Here is a 17,096-nt window from a genome sequence, read left to right on the forward strand (position 1 = left end):
GGGGCAATGAAGAGCGCCGGCGCCGGGAGGGCGAGGTTCATCGCACTCGGTGACGCGACCGGCGCCCTGGCCGGGGTTCAGCGCAGCGCTGCCACGTGCGCCACGCTGCTTTCGCGCAGCGCCTGCAGGTCGTAGCCGCCTTCCAGCATCGAGACCACGCGGCCGCGTGCATGGCGGTCGGCGAGTGTGCGCAGCGCGCCGGTGAGCCAGGCGAAATCGTCGTCGTCCAGCATCAGGTCGGCCAGTGGGTCGCGCAGATGCGCATCGAAGCCGGCGGAGATCAGGATCAATTGCGGGCGGAAGGCATCGACGAGCGGCAGCATCTCGTCTTCCCAGACATTACGGAAGCGCAGCCCGTCGCTGCCCGGTGGCAGCAGCAGGTTGTGGATATTGCCGACGCCGCGCTCGTACACGCTGCCCGAATGCGGATACAGCCCGGACTGGTGGGTGCTCAGGTACTGCACGGTGGGGTCGCGTTCGAAGATCGCCTGGGTGCCGTTACCGTGATGGACGTCGAAATCCACGATGGTGATGCGTTCCAGCCCATGCCGGTCGCGGGCGTGGGCGGCGGCCACGGCGATGTTGTTGAACAGGCAAAATCCCATCGACACCTGTGCGGTGGCGTGGTGACCGGGCGGACGCACGGCGCAGAAGGCGGTGCGGGCCTGGTCCTGCATCACCGCATCGACCGCGGCGATGCCGGCGCCTGCGGCGCGCAAGGCGGCCGCGCGCGAGGCCGGCACCATGCGTGTATCCACGTCCAGCTGACGATAGCCGTCGAAGGCGGTTTCCAGCACCGCATCCACCTGCTCGCGCTCGTGCACGCGGCACAGGTCGCCCAGCTTGGCCAACGGCGCTTCGCGCCAGTCCAGATCTGGGAATGCGCCGCGCAGGGCCTGGACGACCGCTTCCAGGCGGGCGGGGCTCTCCGGGTGCTCAGGGCCGGCGTCGTGACCGAGGCAGGCGGGATGGGTAAAGACCAACATGGGGCAACTCTAGCCTCTGTGCCGACCCGGGCACATGCTCAACCGCGTCGGCGGTCGTGCCGCCACAGGACTTCCTGCCGACCATCGGCACGCGCCAGCACGCGCGCCAACACGAACAGCAGGTCGGACAAGCGGTTGAGATAGCCGATCGCCTCGCTGCGTACCGCTTCCTGGCGCGACAGCGCAACGGTCTCGCGCTCGGCCCGGCGCACGATGGTGCGGGCCAGATGGCAGCGCGCGGCGGCCTCACCGCCGGCCGGCAAGATGAATTCCTGCAGTGCGGGCAGCGTCTGGTTGAAGGCGTCCAGCTGCGTCTCCAGCGCCTGGATGTCGGCCGCGTCGATGGCCGCGTGGCCGGGGATGCAGAGCTCGCCGCCCAGGTCGAACAACTGGTGCTGCACGGTGGTCAGCAGTGCGGCGATCGGCTCCGGCACACCGGGGGCGGCCAGCAGCACGCCGATGGCCGAATTGGCTTCGTCCACGGTGCCGTAGGCATTGACGCGCAACGCATCCTTGCCGGTCCGGCTGCCGTCGCCCAGGCCGGTGCTGCCGTCGTCGCCGGTCCGCGTATAGATACGAGAGAGTCGATTGCCCATGGCTTAGCCGGCGTAGGGCTGGCGACGCGGTGCGGACAGGCGCTCGGCAGCCACCTGGATCACCGCGGCGGCCGCCACGTACAGCGCGGCACTGCGCAGATAGGGCCCCAGCCAGTCGGTGTAATTCTTGAACCAGCCGGCCACGGTCGGGTCGGCCACGCTGGCGCTGATCCAGTAGAAGCTGCCCTGGGCGATCAGCTGGCACAACGCCACGGCGATCAGCAGGGCCGGCACCAGCCGCGCCAGCGCGCTCCACTGTGCGCCGTGATAGTGCCGGCGCAGCCACATGCCGCCGGCCCACAGCGCGAAATACGCCGGGATCAGGCACCAGTAGGCCGGCGACACGCAGTAGTGCTGCCAAAAGCTCAGGCCCTGGCCGGTGATCACCAGCCAGTCCACCGCCACGGCCAGCAGCATCAGCAGTGGAAATGCCAGCTTGGTGCGCGCAGCCAGATGAAATCCGCCGACGAAGAACACCGCCCAGGACGCATCCGGAACCGGCGCGAAGTGATTGATCCGCGTGGCCGCCATCAATACGGCGAGCAGACTCAGAATCAGGGTGTCGTGCGAGCGAGAAGTCATGCGCGGAGCGGGCCGGATTACAGGCCCTGGAGTGTAGCGTGGAAGTGGTGCTGCCCGTGGCTTGGGCACGGCAGCTGCAGAACGAGTGCGCAGTGCCAGGCGCGCGTGGGCGGGGCCCGGAATCGGCCTGCACCACGCCTAGATCGCCGCGTCCGGGTGCGCCGTCCGCGCCCGCCCTGCGACTGCCCGCCACGCTGTGCCAGCCGCTGCATGCGTTTTGGGGAGCGCGTGACGCGCTGCGCTGCGTGCGAGCCGGGCAAGGCGCAGGTGGGCAGCGGGCGCGGCAGATGTCCCGCCCTTTGGCGGCAACGCGCAGGGGGCGAAGGCTTATCATGTGGGAATGACACATCCCCATGACGTTCTGATCGTTGGCGGCGGCCTGGTCGGCTCCAGCCTTGCGATTGCGCTGGACCGCCTCGGCCTGGATGTCGGGCTGGTGGAGGCCACCCCGGCCGGCACGCCGCCGGCAGTGTTTGATCAACGCAACCTCAGTTTCGCCGCGGCCACGGTGAACGCGCTGGGTGCGCTCGGGGTGATGGCCAAGCTGCGCAGCCCGCCCGGGCCGATCCGGCGCATCCATGTCAGCCGCGCCGGGGACTTCGGCCGCGTGCAACTGGACGCGGCCGATTACGGCCGCGACGCCTTCGGCCAGGTGGTGGTGGCACGCGACTTCGGCGATGCCTTGCAGACCCGTCTGGACGAACTGACCCATCTGCGGCGTTACCGGCCTGCGCGGTGCATCGGCATAGAGCCGGTGCAGGACGACGTGCGCGCGGTGCGCCTGGCCACCGATGCGGGCGAGCAACGTGTGCAGGCCAGACTGGTGGTCGGCGCCGATGGCAGCCATAGCGCGGTGCGCGAGCTGCTGCACATCGGTACCGATGCCCACGATTTCCTGCAGACCCTGTTCGTGGCGCGCGTGCGTGCGTCACGACCGCCCGATGGCACGGCCTGGGAGCGTTTTGGCGAACATGGGCCAACTGCGCTGTTGCCACGCGGCGACCGCCATTACGGTGCGATCCACTGCGTGGCGCGCGCCGAGGCCGAGGCCGTGGCTGCGCTCGATGACGCCGGCTGGCTGGCGCGCCTGCAGCGTGCCGCCGGCTGGCGTGCCGGGCGCTTCGTCGCCACCGGCGAGCGCAGTGCCTATCCGCTGGTGCAGGTGCTGGCCAACAGCCTCATCGCCGAGCGCGTGGTGCTGTTGGGCAATGCCGCGCAGACGCTGCATCCGATCGGTGCGCAGGGCTTCAACCTGGGGCTGCGCGATGCGCTGACGCTGGCCGAATTGATCGAGCACGATCGCAGCGATGCCGGTGCCGGTGCGTTGCTGGCCGAGTATCTGGCGCGGCGGCGGGTGGACCGCGAGCACACCATCGGGTTTTCCAGCGGTCTGGCGCGGCTCACCGGCAACCCGGCGCCGTTGCTGCGGCCGTTGCGTAGCCTGGGCTTGTTTGCCACGTCGCAGGCGGCCCCGCTGCAATCGATGCTGGTAGGCGGTGCCATGGGCTTTCGTGGCGATGTGCCGCAGCTGTGCCGGAGCAGCGCATGAGCCGGCGCAGCACGCGCGATGCGGTGATCGTCGGCGGTGGCGTCGTCGGCGCCGCCTGCGCGCTGGCGTTGAACGATGCCGGCCTGAGCGTTGCCCTGGTCGAAGGGCGTGAGCCTGTCCGCTGGCACGCCGATCAACCCGATCTGCGTGTCTATGCCTTCGCCGCCGACAACGCCGCGTTGCTCGACAGCCTGGGCGTGTGGAATGCGGTGCGTGCCGCGCGTGTGCAGCCTTACCGGCGCATGCGGGTCTGGGATGCCGGTGGCGGTGGCGAGCTGGGCTTCGACGCCGACACGCTGGGACGCGAGCAACTGGGATGGATCATCGAAAACGACGTGCTGGTGGACCGCTTGTGGGCCGCCGTGCATGCGGCCGGCATCGAAGTGCATTGCCCGGCACGCGTGGTCGAGCTGGAGCAGGACGCCGCCAGCGTGCGCCTGCGCCTGGACGATGGCAGCCGGCTGGAAGCGGCAATGGCCATTGCCGCCGATGGTGCAGCCTCCACCCTGCGTGAACTCGCCGGGCTGCCGGTCTCCCGGCATGCCTACGCACAGCGCGGCGTGGTTGCCTTCGTGGAAACCGAGCACCCGCATCAGGCCACCGCCTGGCAGCGCTTCCTGACCACCGGGCCGCTGGCCTTCCTGCCGTTCGCCGATGGCCGCAGTTCGATCGTGTGGACCTTGCCGGATGCCGACGCCGAGCGCGTGCTGGCGCTGCACGATGCCGATTTCTCGCGTGAGTTGACCCAGGCCTTTGCCGCGCGCCTGGGCGAGGTGCGCGTGGTGTCGGCACGCACTGCCTTCCCGCTGCAACGGCAGCTGGTGCAGCAGTACGTCAGCGGCCGCGTGCTGACCCTGGGCGACGCCGCGCATGTGGTGCATCCGCTGGCCGGGCAGGGCGTCAACCTGGGCCTGCGCGATGTGGCGGCATTGCGGCAGAGCGTGCGCGAGGCGATGGCCAAACGTGCCGATTGGGCCGCGCCGCATCGCCTGCAACGCTGGGCACGTACCCGGCGCAGCGAGAACACCGTGGCCGCCTACGGCTTCGATGCGATCAATACGGTGTTTTCCAACGACGAAATGCACCTGACCTTGTTGCGCGGATCGGTATTGGGCCTGGCCGGCACGTTGCCGCCGTTGGTCGATGCGCTGTGGAAGCGCGCCTCCGGCGGCGCGTGAGCCAATCGCACCCGCCGCCGAAATCGGCGTCGGTTGCTGTCTGTCATGCCTTGATATGCCTTTTATGCTATAGCGAAGGCAGCAGGTTCCATACGACGTGCGTGGCTGCCATGGCTACAGTCGCGCCATGACCTCGTCTGCGCCTCCTTCGTCCAAGCCGGCAGTGCTGTTGTTGTGCGGCCTGCTGTGCGACGCCGCCATCTGGCAACCGCAGCGCGTCGCGCTGCGCGATCTGGCCGATGTGCAGGTGATGGATTTCGCCGGCTTCGACAGCATCGCGCAGATGGCCGCGCATGTCTTGGACGTTGCGCCGCCGCACTTTGCGCTGGCGGGACATTCGATGGGCGGGCGGGTCGCGCTGGAAATCATGCGCCAGGCGCCCGCGCGCGTGCTGCGGCTGGCCCTGCTCGATACAGGCATCGCGCCGCGCCGCGACGGCGAACGCGAAGAGCGGCTTGCATTGGTGCGACTGGCGCATGCCCAGGGAATGCAGGCGCTGGCTCAGCGCTGGTTGCCGCCGATGCTGCACCCCGATCACCGCGCCGATGGCGCGTTGATGGATGGCTTGATGGCCATGGTGCAACGGCAAAGCGCGCAAAGTTTTGCTGGGCAGACCAATGCCCTGCTGGAACGCCCCGATGCGGCACCGGTGCTCGCGCACATCACATGCCCGACGTTGTTGGGAGTCGGGCGACAGGACGCGTGGAGCCCATTGGCGCGGCATCAGGACATGGCACGACACATTCCGCAGGCGCGGCTGGCGATTTTCGAACACTGCGGGCACATGGCGCCGGTGGAGGCACCTGCCGCCGTCAGCGACGCGCTGCGCGACTGGTTGCAGGCCGCGTGATGGCGCGCCCGCCGAACGCATGGGACTACGGGGCCACTGCTGCCGAAACACGCAGTTCGCCGGGTGTCGAGATTGCCTTGGTCACGCCTTGAGGAACGCTGCATGCACGACGACGTCTCGATCATCATTGCCTGCGAGCAAGCGATCCGCCGGTTCGCGCTGTGCAACGACCGCCATGATCATGCCGGCCTGGCCGCGTTGTTCACCGACGATGGTGTGTTCGCGCGTCCCAGTGCACCGGATGCGCCCGTGCGGGGGCGCGAGGCCATCTTGCAGTCGTTTCGCGAGCGTGCGCCGCGCACCACGTGCCACCTGATGCTCAATACCTTGGTCAGCGTCCAGTCGCACACGCTGGCGCACGCGCACAGCCATGTCCTGCTCTACACCGCCGGCGATACCTCCGCAGCGCCGCCGTGGACGGCGCAATCACCGGCATTGCTGGGCAGCTTCGAGGATGTGCTGGTGCTCGAGCAGGGGCGCTGGTTGTTCCAGCAACGGCTCGGGTCGCTGCTGCTGCGGGTCGGCACCGGCTGAGTCGGCGCATCCGGGCTGCAGACAACACCGTTACCCATCGCTGTCCCGATGGCGCATGTCGCGTGCCGCCGTCTTTGAGTCCTGTTTTCTCCCCCTCCCCCGTCGCGTCGCATCGCAGTCATCCATTCCCTTTGCATCGGAGATTCGCCTAGTGGAACGCGTCCGTTCGTCTGTTCGTTGTGGTTCGGTGTTGCCGCATGCGCTGTCGCCTCGTCAACCTGCGCTGATCATCGCTGCCTTGCTGGCCGCAGCGTCGCCAGCAGCGTGGGCGCAGGCCGTGCCGGAAACCGCGGCGCCACCGCAAGGCATCAATTTGGGTGGCACCAGTTTTCTAGATGGCTTCAGTTCCATGAAGCCTGGATGGACGGCCATCGAGTATCTGCGGTACTACGATTTCGATGCGATCAAAAATGCCAACGGCGATAATTCGCCGGCGTTCCGCGACCCCAACGTCGGGGTCAGCGTCGCGTTGACCCAGCTCATCTACGTCACGCCCTACACCTGGAAGGGCGGTTCGTTGAGCTTCAATGCGATCGTGCCGCTGGTCAATTACGACACCTCCGTCGCTGCCGATAGCCCGGTGCGCTTGAGCAGCAATGGCTTGGGTCTGGGCGATATCTCGTTCGGGCCGGCGCTGCAGATGCCGCCGGTGATGCGCGATGGGCGGGTGCTGTTCTTCCAGCGATTTGCCATCGACGCCTTCGCGCCCGTGGGCAAGTTCGATCGCGATGTCGCCATCAACCAGAGCACCGGTTTCTGGTCGGTCGCACCGCATTGGGCCTTCACCGTGCAACCCAGCGACAACTGGGAAATCAGCGGGCGGCTGAATTACCTCTACAACTTCCGCACCAGCCGCGCCGGCGGTGTGCCGCCGATTCCCGGGTTCCGTTTTCGCAACGGCCAGGCCGGCGATGTGCTGTGGGCAAACTTCGCCAGCTCGGTCAAGGTCACCGAACAATTGCGTCTGGGCATCAATGGGTATTACCTGCAGCAGTTAAAGAACAACCGCACCAACGACCAGAGCATTCCCGACAGCAAGCGCAGGCAGTTCTACGTTGGTCCCGGGTTGTCCTGGCGGTTCGACGAAAAGAACCTTCTCAACTTCAACGTTTACCTCCCCATCGAGGTCGAGAACTCGGTGGCGGGCAATAGCTACAACCTGATGATTGTGCACTCGCTGTAACGTGTGCGGGTCATGTGTCCTGCATTGCCTGTGCCGCGGTGCCGGCATGTGGACGATGCTGATGCGATGCGATCCGTCACGCGAACCTGCTTGCGCGGGAGGTCCGGCCTCATCGCTCAAGCCGGGTGCTTGGCGCGCAGGGGTATCGACGAGCAAAGCGCTCGTCTCACAGTCCCATGCTGTGCCGTTGCGTGTTGGCGTGTTCGCGGAACAGCAATTCCGCGCGTGCGCCATCGCGTTGCTCGATGGCCGAGACGATCGCGCCGTGTTGCCTGTGTCCGTAAAACAGATCGTCGTAGGCAAGCGCGGCAGTGCGTTGGCCGAACACGACGTTGACCGGGCTGACGAACGGCACCAAGGTGCAGCGCTCCACCGTTTCGGTCAGGATCGGCTTGTTGGCCGCCTCCACGATGGCGCGATGGAAACGGGCATTCATTGCGCCATATGCCTGCTCGTCGTCGGCACGGAGATTGCGGCTGGCCAGGATGCGGTCGCCTTCGCCCAGGCAGGCGTACAAGGTGGCGAGCAACTCGGCGGGGGCGCCCCGTTCGGCGACGGTGCGCGCGGCCATGCCTTCCATCACTGCGCGCACCGCCAGTGCATCCAGGCTTTCCTGCTGGCTGAAGCGCCGCACGGCGTAACCACGGTTGCCTGCCTGCACCAGCAGGCCTTCCTGGCACAACGCCGGCAGGGCCTGGCGGATCGGCGTGCGCGAAAGCGCCAGGCGCTCGGCCAGTGCCGCCTCGGTGAGGCGCTCGCCCGGCGCGAAGGTGCCGCACAGGATCAATTCGCGTAGCTGCTGGATCGCTTGCAATCGGTGGTTGTTCGCCATTGGCTCCATTCTCTCGCGCCATACCGCAGCGCACGTTCCTTCGACAGGGAAAACTCGCACTTACGTGTATAAAAACCTTGCGGATGAGATCGCTTGATGGCAATTTGGATCCCAAGGATACCGTTTTGGCGATCCGAAGTCGTTGGTCGTCCTTTGTTGGGATCCATTGCGTTGCAGATCCCAATCACCCACTGATGCGCGCCTGCCCCGACCGGGCCCGGCCCGCGTCGCAGGAGCACAACATGGCAAGCATCATCGGCGGTATCGGGACCTCGCACGTTCCCACCATCGGGGTGGCCTACGACAAGGGCAAGCAGCAGGACCCGGTATGGAAACCGTTGTTCGACGGCTACACGCCAGTGGCCGCGTGGCTGGCCGAGCAACGGGCCGACGTGCTGGTGTTCTTCTACAACGACCACTGCACGACGTTCTTCTTCGATCTGTATCCCACCTTCGCGCTGGGCGTGGGCGAACGCTTTCCGGTTGCCGACGAAGGCGCGGGGCTGCGCGAGCTGCCGCCGATCCGCGGCGACGTGCAGTTGCAGGCGCATATCGCCGAATGCCTGGTCAATGACGAATTCGACCTGACCGTGTTCCAGGACAAGCCGATCGACCACGGCTGCGCAGCGCCGCTGCCGCTGCTGTGGCCGCATGTGCCGGACTGGCCGGGCACGGTGGTGCCGATCGCCATCAACGTGCTGCAGTACCCGCTGCCGACGGCGCGGCGCTGCTATCGCCTGGGCCAGGCAGTGCGCCGCGCGATCGAATCGTATCCGGAAGATCTTCGGGTGGTGGTGGTGGGCACCGGTGGGCTATCGCACCAGATCCATGGCGAGCGCACGGGCTTCAACAACACCGAATGGGACATGGAATTTCTGGACCGGTTCCAGCATGCGCCCGAGACACTCACCGATCTCACCCACACCGATTACGTGCGCCTGGGCGGTGCGGAGAGCGTGGAGCAGATCATGTGGCTGGCGATGCGCGGCGCGCTAGATGGGCCGATCCGCAAGCTGCATCAGAACTACTACCTGATGACCACCACGGCGATGACCGTGGTGCTGTACGAGCCGGGCGAAGAAGCGGCCGGCGCGCCGCGTTCGGCCGAGCTGCTTGCGCGCACTGCCGCTGCGGCCTGAGGAGGTGCTGATGAATCCGCAAACCCATGGCATGGAGCAGATCGGCGGCACGTACCTGTTCGATCTGCGCACCAGCAATCGCGCGCTGCGCCTGAACCGCTTTTTCTGGCACATGATCCGCGCCCCGTGGCGCGATCGTTTCTTGCAGGATGCAGAAGCATTGATGCAGGAAGCCGAACTCACCGAGCAGGAGAAGGCGCTGATCCGTGCACGCGACTGGCTGGGCCTAGTGCAGTACGGCGCCAACTTCTTCGTCATCGAAAAATTTGCGCGCGTGGTGCGCATGACCAATCTGCAGGTCTACGCCATCATGCGCGGCGAATCGTTCGAAGACTTCATGCAGACGCGGCGTGTGCCCCATGCGCGCTGAGCCGGGCGTATCGGCTCAGCGCCGCATCGTCGCGTTACCCGACTTCCCAACCCAAGGTCTCCCCCAATGACCATGTCCTCCGTGTTCTTCGAACACCGCATCAAGGTGCGGCACCTGCGTGTCATCGAGGCGCTGGACCGACAGAAAAGCCTGTTGCGCGCCTCACGCGTCTTGAATGTCACCCAGCCTGCGCTCACGCGCGCTTTGCAGGAGATCGAAGAGATCGTCGGTGCGCCGCTGTTCGAGCGGCATTCGCGCGGCGTTCGCCCCAACGCGATGGGCGAGGTGCTGGTGCAGACGGCGCATGTGGTACTTGGGCAGCTGCGACGCGCCCAGGACACCTTCGAAGGGCTGCTGCAGGACGATGCGCTCACGATCACCGTGGGTGCCTTGCCGGTGGCGGCCAGCGGTCTGCTGCCGGCGGTGCTGGCCGCGCTGTATCGCACCGAGCCCACGCTGCGGGTGCGCCTGCTGCACGGCCGCACCGATGAGCTGTTGCCCAAGCTGGCCGGTAACGAGATCGATCTGGTGGTCGGGCGGTTGTATCCGCTGGCTCGCTACGACGCACTGATTCGCAAGGTGTTGTACCAGGACCCGATTGCGCTGGTGGCGCGCAGCGACCACCCGCTGTTCGCCAACGGGCCGGTGCGCGTTGCCGAGGCGGTCGCGTACCGGCAGGTGCTGCCGACCCTGAGCCAGCATGTCGAACGCGACGTGGCGCAGGTCATGCGCGAGCACGGTCTTGCGACGCGCGACCAGTTGCGTTCCAGCTCGGCCAGTTTCACGCGCGAAATCCTGCTCGGCACCGACAGCATTGCGGTGATGCCGAGCATGATGGTGGCCGGCGACATCGCACGCGGCGAGTTGCGTGCCTTCCAGCTGCAGCAGCCCTCGCAGGCGCGCGCGGGCGGGGTGATCTATCGCGATGGCGCCGCAATCCACAAGCCGGGCGTGCGCTTGCTGATGCGCGAGCTGGAGCACCAGCTGGCCCTCATGGCCGAACAGGGCGCGGTGTGGGTGGACGACCGTGTTGGCGAAGACGATGTGTTGCTGGATGCCTCTGCGTGATCGCGTAAGGCCGGCGCAACGCGCGGCGCTTCGCGATTTCTGCTGAGCTGTATCAGCGCGCAACGGGTTGTCGCGCGCGGCTGCACACGGTGGATCGTGCGCCGCGCCACAGCAACGGGCAGCCCAGGCTGCCCGTTGCTGTGGCGGTGTGCATGCGCGCCCGATGCGACGGCACCTCAAGTGTCACTGGCCAAGGTGTCCTTCAGGCGCGCTTTTTGTAATTTGCCGGTCGCCGTGCGTGGCAAGGCATCCACCAACCGCAGATGCTTGGGCACCTTGTACTTGGCCAGCCGTGCGGTCAGATAGCTACGGATCTCCTCCAGGTCCGGCGCCGCAGCGGCCGGCACGATCGCCAGATAGCCCACCTCGCCCCACTGCGGGTCGGCCAGGCCGACCACTGCGCACTCGCGGATGTCCGGATGGTCTGCGAGCAACGCTTCGATCTCTGCCGGGTACACGTTCTCGCCGCCGGAAATGAACATGTCCTTCTTGCGGTCGACGACCCAGAAGAAGCCGTCGGCATCGCGCTGCACGATATCGCCGGTACGGAACCAGCCCTGCCCATCGAGCACGTCGGCGCTCGCGTGCGGGTCGCGCCAGTAACCGGGGCTGAGGTTGGGACCGCGCAAGAGCAATTCACCGGGAACGCCCGCCGGGCAGTCGTTGCCGTGGTCATCGACCACGCGCGTCTGCACCGATGGCGTTGCGATGCCGGCCGCGCCCAGCTTGTTGCGGATCACATCGCAGTCCACCGACATGCCGAACACCGTGCCGGCTTCGCTCATGCCGAAGCCGCAGACCATCGGGATGCCATCGTCCAGCCAGCCAAGCAGATCGTCGCTGGCGTGCGGCGCGCCGCCGCTGACCAATGCGGTGAGGTGGCGCAGCGCTGCCGCATCGAAGCCGGGCTGATTGCGAAATGCCTGCATCATCTGCGGCACGCCGACGTAATGCGTGATTCCCAGCGATGGATCGGCAAGCCAGCCCAACGAGCGTTTGGGATCGAAGCCATTGGAGACCTGGATCGAACCGCCCACCGCCAGCGCCGAGCGCACATTGGTGACCAGGCCGATGATGTGGAACATCGGCGCTTCGCACAGAAAGCTGCTGCGTGCGTCCACGCGTGTGGTGACGCCGAAGTTATGCGCGGCATGCTGCAGGTTCTGCTCGCTGAGCATCACGCCCTTGGGCTGACCCGAGGTGCCGGAGGTAAACAGGATCAGGCTGACACGGTCCGGCGGAATCGATGGCGTGTCGGCAGGCTCCAGTGCATCGGCGCTCGCGATAAAGCCTGCCAAGGCTTCCATGTCCGTGCGACCGGCAGCGACATCGTCGCCCAGCAATACGCGTGGCTCTGCGCGTTGCAGCAGCGCATCGAGCTCGCTCGCGCTCAACCGCCAGTTGAGCGGTACATAGATCGCGCCGACCCGCCCGCAGGCGAAGTGCAAGGCCACCTGCCACACCGAATTGCGCGCCAGCACGGCGAGCCGCTCTCCATCGACGCAGCCACGCCGGCGCAACAAGGCCGCCAGGCGGCCCACCAAGGCGTCCAGTTCGGCATAGGTCCATTTCAGGCCCAGCACTAGGTCGCGTGCGGCAAACTGTTGCGGCGAGAGACGGGCGTGGAAGGCGATCGAGTCGGTCGGCATGGCCATGGCGCGGTCTTCTGGAAGAGTGGGAAGTGACTAGGTGTGAGTGCGAGTGCTGCGTGCGAAAGGTTTAGACGTCCCGGAGAACGTGATGCGCACGTGGCGGATGCAGCCCACGCGTGCGCCTGCGCACGGCAGGCACGCAATGCGCTATCGGTTGGCGATGTGTGCATGCCAGTCCGCACGCAGGCGCGCGTTGTTTCGACTGTGCGCTAGCTCAGGTAGAGGGTTTTGGTTTCGAGGAAGGCATGCAGACCTTCGATACCGCCTTCGCGGCCGATACCCGAATGCTTGAAGCCACCAAACGGCATGCTGATATCGACCCACATGCCGTTGATCGCATGACTGCCGCTGCGCACGCGGCGCGCGATGCGATAGGCGCGTTCGGCGTCTTCGCTGTAGATGGTGCCGTGCAGACCGTAGTCGCTGGCATTGGCCTTGGCGATGAGGTCGGCTTCGTCGTGGTAGTCGATGAAGCTCACCACCGGTCCGAAGATTTCCTCGCGCGCAATGGTCATGTCCGGCGTCACCTCGGCAAACACCGTCGGTTCGACGAAGAAGCCGCGCGACAGGTGTGCCGGGCGGCCTCCCCCCATGGCCAGGCGTGCGCCCTGCGCCTTGCCTTTGGCGATGTAGGACTGCACACGCTCGAGCTGGCGGCCCAGGGCCAACGGGCCCATCCCGGTGTCTGCCGCAAACGGGTCGCCCAGCTTCACTGCGCTCAGTGCCGCGCAATATGCCTGCAGGACTTCTTCGCGGCGCTGCGCCGGCACCAGGACGCGCGTCAACGAGAAGCACACCTGTCCGGCGATCGGCATGGAGTAGGGCACCAGGGTGGGCAGCACCTTGGCGATGTCGGCGTCCTCCAGCACGATTGCTGCCGATTTGCCGCCCAGCTCCAGCCCAACCCGTGCCAGGCGCTCGGCGCAGGCGATGCCGATCGAGCGGCCGGCCTGGGTGGAGCCGGTGAAGCTGACCTTGTCCACGTGCGGGTGGCGGATCAATTGCTCGCCCACCTCGCGGCCGGCGGGGAGCAGGTTGAACACGCCATCGGGCACGCCGGCGGCGCTGATGCACTCGGCCAGGATATAGGCATCGATCGGCGTTTCCGGCGAGGGCTTGGCCACCACCGTGCAGCCGGCAGCCAGCGCGGCGGCGACCTTGTAGCACAGCAATACCAGCGGCGCGTTCCAGGGCGTGATCGCGGCGACCACGCCGACCGGCTCCTGCACCACATGCACGCGGCCACCGTTGGGGCGCACACGTGGTTCGACGAATGCGTGGGTGGCAATCAGGTCGGCGTAGTAGTCGAATAAATCCGGCGCCTGCTGCGAGGCGCGCTTGCTGAAGCCAAGGGTCGCGCCGACCTGGCCCGTCCATGCTTCGGCCAATTCCGGCATGCGTGCACGCAAGTGGTCGGCCACCCGCTTGAGTGCCACGCTGCGCGCTTGCGGGGAGAGCTGCGGCCAGGGGCCGTGGTCGAAGGCGCGGCGTGCAGCTGCGATGGCCGCTTCGGTATCTGCGTGCGAGGGTTCGGTGTAGCGCAGCAGCCGTTCTTCGGTATGCGGCGCGATCACATCGACCGAGCGATCGCCGGTGCTTGCGCGCCATTGCCCGTCGATGAACAGACCCAGGGGACCTCGCGCGGCGATGCCGCGCAGCGTTTCGAATAAGGCTTCCATACTCCCTCCTCGGTGCAGAAAACCACTGGCAGCGCCAGCGATGCACGCACAACGCGCACCGCTTCGGACGCCGTAGGACGCGCTTACGCTCGGTGTTTGCTGAGGTCGTACTCGCCCAGGCCGGGCTTGTAGCTCTTCTCGTCGATGAACTGACGGATGCCTTCCTTGCGGGCGTTGTTGTCGAACGAATTGGCCGCTTCCTGCATGCGCACCAGGTAATCTTCGGCTTCGTCGTAGGTCATGGTGCCGACGCGGCGCACCGCATCCTTGGCGTACTTGAGCGCGACCGGGTTCTTGCGCAGCAACAGTTCGGCCACTTCGCGGGTGCGTGCCTCCAGGCGTTCCAGCGGCACGCTTTCGTTGACCAGGCGCCATTCGGCAGCCTTCTTGCCATCCACCATTTCGCCGGTCAGCGTCATCCACATCGCATCGCGCATCGACAGCAGTTCCACCGCGACCTTGGTGACGCCACCGCCGGGCAGGATGCCCCAGTTGATTTCCGACAGGCCAAACTGCGCCTCATCGGCGGCAATCGCCAGGTCGCAGGCAAACAGCGGGCCGAAGCCGCCGCCGAAACACCAGCCGTTGACCATGGCGATGGTCGGCTTCTGATACCAGCGCAGGCGACGGAACCAGCCATACGATTCGCGCTGCGAGCGCCGCACGCCACGCAGGCCCTGCGCTTCGGTTTCGCGGAAATATTCCTTCAGGTCCATGCCCGCCGACCAGGCGGTGCCTTCGCCGCCGAGCACCAGCACGCCGACGTTGTCGTCGAACTCCAGCTCGTCCAGCACGTCCATCATGCGGCGGTTGAGCGCCGGGCTCATCGCGTTGCGCTTGTCGGGGCGCGCGAACTTCACCCAGGCGATGCGGTTTTCGATGCGAACCGATACCACGTCATGCTCGTTCAAGCGGCGTCTCCTTCGAGTCGTGAGAGTGCTGGTGTGTTGATGGGCTCAGAGTGCTTCGGCCAACGCGGTGTCTGGCGCGGCGGCGCGCTCCAATGCAGCGCTGGCGTTCAACTTGCAGAGCAGCCGCAGCAGGGTCTGTTGTTCGCTGGCCTGCAGGCCGGTGCAGGTGCGTTCGCCCGCGCGCGCCAGGCAGCCCTGCGCAACCAGCAGCGTGCGCTCGCCCGAGTCGGTGAGGTACAGGCCCTTGCTGCGACGATCGCGGCCAGCAAGGCGTTCGATCAGGCCTTGCTCGGCCAGCGCATTGGCGATCTTCATGCCGGCGGCGCGGTTGACCAGCAGACGGTTGCCCAGCTCGGTCTGGTCGCAGCCGGGTTGATCGCGGATGTGGATCAACGCGGTCACGCGCGCCGGGGTGAGCTGTAGCTCGGCCAATTCCTGGCGCGCGGCGTGGCTGGAGGCCAGGGCGGCGAGTTGCAGCTGGTAGCCAAGATCGGCGGCAAGTGAAAGGCGAGCAGTCATCGGTCCGTCCAGATTGTATCCGTTAAATACAATCTAGCCGACCGAAGCGGGCCCTGCAAGAGGGGGCGATGGCGTGATGCGAAGCACAGTGCGCGGCTGCGTAGTACAGCCGCGCCCGCCGTACGACGATCAGCGGATCAGCGGATCAGCCAGCCAGCGAGCTGTTCGCGGGTCAGGTAACCGCTGTGACGGGTGTCGAGCGCGTCGAATTCATCGGCCAGGGCAGGGTTGGCCTGCGCCTCCGCACGGCTGATGCGGCCATCGCCATCGGTATCCATGGCTTCAAAATCGATGCGGTAGCTGCCGACCACGCTGTTGGGCTGGATCGAACGCACGATCACGCTGGATTCGCCGCGCGGGCGCTCCAGTTCGGTTTGATGGGTGACCTCGCCACTGGACAGCGGCTGGGTGCGGATGGCACTGGGCACGTCGATCAGCGGCATGCTGCTGGCCGGCGTGGGCGCCTGCTGCGCCTGTGCGGCAGTGCAGAGCAATAGCGACAGCGTGGAGACGAGTGTGGCAAGACTGCGGTTGGTCATCAGATCCCCCTGATGCGGAACAGCCCACAAGCATAGAGCCTGGCGGCCTTTTGCGCTGTGCGTGACGGTGGCGCGCCGCTTGGCGACGGGGATACGCTGTTGGAGTGTCAGAGGCGGCGAACGGGTCTTGTCGCGCTGCTGCATCGTTGCCCTGAGCGAGCACTGCGCATTGCATCGCGCAGTGCTCTGGTTGGCGCCACTCAGCCGGGAATGAAGGGGAAGACGATCTTCAGTAGTCCCTTCAGGCCGCCCTCCGCCGTGCTTGTCACCGCCTTGGCACCCAGGCTGTTGAGTGCGCGGCGCACGTCGTCCCAGCGCAACTGCGCAATGTCCTTCTTGAGCAGATCCGACACCTCTTCTGCGGTGGGCGTGAGCTTCTGCAATGCGCGCACAGTGGCGTGCGGATCCGGTTGCAGGTAGCCCCAGCGCTCGGCGATTTTCAGCAGCGTGTCGAAGCGCACCGCGACCACTTCGCGGTTGCGTTCGTACACCGGCAGCGCACCGACATCGAGAATGGCTTGCTCGAACTGTTGCGCGTCGTCGGGATGTTCGATGCGCACCGCCAAAAAGCCTTCCTTGCGGCTGCGTTCGCTGACATGTTTTGCACCCGAGCGCAGATTGTCTTCGGTGAGCACGTTGGCAACGATGCGCTGCATCGCGGCGTCGCCCTCTTCGGGCACCAGCGAGCGCCAACGCGCATAGCCATCGCGCCGCAGCGCCTTGACCTTGGCCGAAGTCACCCGCAACTGCAATGCGACCGCAGCGTTGGAGCTGTTGCGCGAGATGGCGCCATCGCGTTCGAGCAGCACGAAGATCAACAATTCCAGGTCACGCTTGGTCAGCGACTGGAACCCCTGCAACAGGGTCAGGCGCAGAAATTCGCTGCCGAAGGCGGCCGCGTCCTTCAATTCGATCGGTTGCATGGGGAG

At 66.4% G+C, this 17,096-nt stretch carries 18 protein-coding genes; 8 read left to right on the plus strand and 10 right to left on the minus strand.

The window, feature by feature from the left end; all coding sequences use genetic code 11:
- Positions 1-77 precede the first annotated feature (77 nt).
- Genes ACDH77_RS04170 through ACDH77_RS04180 form a run of 3 tightly spaced genes read right to left on the minus strand, consistent with a single transcriptional unit; the run spans position 78 to position 2,164 of the window.
- Positions 78-986: a histone deacetylase family protein gene (locus tag ACDH77_RS04170; protein WP_008576401.1), complete on the minus strand. Its 909-nt coding sequence runs from the start codon at positions 984-986 to the stop codon at positions 78-80.
- Positions 987-1,024: 38 nt separating this feature from the next.
- Positions 1,025-1,582 carry a cob(I)yrinic acid a,c-diamide adenosyltransferase gene (locus ACDH77_RS04175; RefSeq protein WP_008576403.1) on the minus strand — a complete coding sequence of 186 codons (558 nt, stop codon included), beginning with the start codon at positions 1,580-1,582 and terminating at the stop codon, positions 1,025-1,027.
- 3 nt (positions 1,583-1,585) lie between these two features.
- Positions 1,586-2,164 carry a hypothetical protein gene (locus ACDH77_RS04180; protein WP_109291182.1) on the minus strand — a complete coding sequence of 193 codons (579 nt, stop codon included), beginning with the start codon at positions 2,162-2,164 and terminating at the stop codon, positions 1,586-1,588.
- A gap of 340 nt (positions 2,165-2,504) precedes the next feature.
- Here ACDH77_RS04180 and ubiH point away from each other — a divergent pair, with 340 nt between their 5' ends.
- The 5 genes from ubiH to ACDH77_RS04205 all read left to right on the plus strand — a co-directional run bounded on the left by ubiH (position 2,505) and on the right by ACDH77_RS04205 (position 7,458).
- Positions 2,505-3,713, plus strand: coding sequence for a 2-octaprenyl-6-methoxyphenyl hydroxylase (gene ubiH, locus ACDH77_RS04185; RefSeq protein ID WP_008572568.1), 1,209 nt, complete (start codon positions 2,505-2,507; stop codon positions 3,711-3,713).
- Positions 3,710-4,891, plus strand: coding sequence for a UbiH/UbiF family hydroxylase (locus ACDH77_RS04190; RefSeq protein ID WP_031421192.1), 1,182 nt, complete (start codon positions 3,710-3,712; stop codon positions 4,889-4,891). The genes ubiH and ACDH77_RS04190 overlap by 4 nt, the downstream gene beginning before the upstream one ends.
- Positions 4,892-5,018: 127 nt before the next feature.
- On the plus strand, positions 5,019-5,741 hold the full coding sequence (locus ACDH77_RS04195) for an alpha/beta fold hydrolase (RefSeq protein ID WP_014089440.1): 723 nt from the start codon (positions 5,019-5,021) through the stop codon (positions 5,739-5,741).
- Between the two features lie 102 nt (positions 5,742-5,843).
- On the plus strand, positions 5,844-6,275 hold the full coding sequence (locus ACDH77_RS04200) for a nuclear transport factor 2 family protein (RefSeq protein ID WP_008572574.1): 432 nt from the start codon (positions 5,844-5,846) through the stop codon (positions 6,273-6,275).
- Positions 6,276-6,426: 151 nt separating this feature from the next.
- Entirely contained in the window at positions 6,427-7,458 is a 1,032-nt protein-coding gene (locus ACDH77_RS04205) for a transporter (RefSeq protein ID WP_011346485.1), read from the plus strand.
- 166 nt (positions 7,459-7,624) lie between these two features.
- Here ACDH77_RS04205 and ACDH77_RS04210 read toward each other — a convergent pair whose 3' ends face one another.
- Entirely contained in the window at positions 7,625-8,299 is a 675-nt protein-coding gene (locus ACDH77_RS04210; protein WP_005917283.1) for a GntR family transcriptional regulator, read from the minus strand.
- A 233-nt stretch (positions 8,300-8,532) separates the two neighbouring features.
- On the opposite strand from ACDH77_RS04210, the gene ACDH77_RS04215 reads away from it, so the two are divergent.
- The 3 genes from ACDH77_RS04215 (at position 8,533) to ACDH77_RS04225 (ending at position 10,867) form a co-directional block, all read left to right on the plus strand.
- The gene (locus ACDH77_RS04215) at positions 8,533-9,429 is read left to right on the plus strand and encodes a gallate dioxygenase (protein ID WP_011346486.1); all 897 of its coding nucleotides are present in this window, start codon (positions 8,533-8,535) and stop codon (positions 9,427-9,429) included.
- A gap of 10 nt (positions 9,430-9,439) precedes the next feature.
- Positions 9,440-9,799 carry a protocatechuate 3,4-dioxygenase subunit alpha gene (locus ACDH77_RS04220; RefSeq protein WP_011346487.1) on the plus strand — a complete coding sequence of 120 codons (360 nt, stop codon included), beginning with the start codon at positions 9,440-9,442 and terminating at the stop codon, positions 9,797-9,799.
- Between the two features lie 66 nt (positions 9,800-9,865).
- Complete coding sequence (locus tag ACDH77_RS04225) at positions 9,866-10,867, plus strand: LysR substrate-binding domain-containing protein (protein ID WP_008572588.1); 1,002 nt, start codon at positions 9,866-9,868, stop codon at positions 10,865-10,867.
- A 176-nt stretch (positions 10,868-11,043) separates the two neighbouring features.
- On the opposite strand, the gene ACDH77_RS04230 is transcribed toward ACDH77_RS04225, so the two are convergent.
- The 6 genes from ACDH77_RS04230 to ACDH77_RS04255 form a co-directional block, all read right to left on the minus strand.
- Positions 11,044-12,522, minus strand: a complete 1,479-nt coding sequence (locus ACDH77_RS04230) for an AMP-binding protein (RefSeq protein WP_218489147.1) — start codon at positions 12,520-12,522, stop codon at positions 11,044-11,046.
- 206 nt (positions 12,523-12,728) lie between these two features.
- Entirely contained in the window at positions 12,729-14,198 is a 1,470-nt protein-coding gene (locus tag ACDH77_RS04235; protein WP_008572592.1) for an aldehyde dehydrogenase, read from the minus strand.
- 83 nt (positions 14,199-14,281) lie between these two features.
- Positions 14,282-15,109 (minus strand): p-hydroxycinnamoyl CoA hydratase/lyase, encoded by an 828-nt coding sequence (locus ACDH77_RS04240; protein WP_008572593.1) that lies wholly within the window; start codon positions 15,107-15,109, stop codon positions 14,282-14,284.
- A gap of 45 nt (positions 15,110-15,154) precedes the next feature.
- Positions 15,155-15,628, minus strand: a complete 474-nt coding sequence (locus ACDH77_RS04245; protein WP_008572595.1) for a MarR family winged helix-turn-helix transcriptional regulator — start codon at positions 15,626-15,628, stop codon at positions 15,155-15,157.
- 137 nt (positions 15,629-15,765) lie between these two features.
- Positions 15,766-16,167, minus strand: coding sequence for a hypothetical protein (locus tag ACDH77_RS04250; protein WP_031421198.1), 402 nt, complete (start codon positions 16,165-16,167; stop codon positions 15,766-15,768).
- Between the two features lie 200 nt (positions 16,168-16,367).
- Positions 16,368-17,090 (minus strand): hypothetical protein, encoded by a 723-nt coding sequence (locus ACDH77_RS04255; RefSeq protein WP_014089445.1) that lies wholly within the window; start codon positions 17,088-17,090, stop codon positions 16,368-16,370.
- Positions 17,091-17,096: the final 6 nt, after the last annotated feature.

It is taken from the genome of Xanthomonas axonopodis pv. maculifoliigardeniae, assembly GCF_041519315.1.
Lineage (GTDB): Bacteria > Pseudomonadota > Gammaproteobacteria > Xanthomonadales > Xanthomonadaceae > Xanthomonas > Xanthomonas euvesicatoria.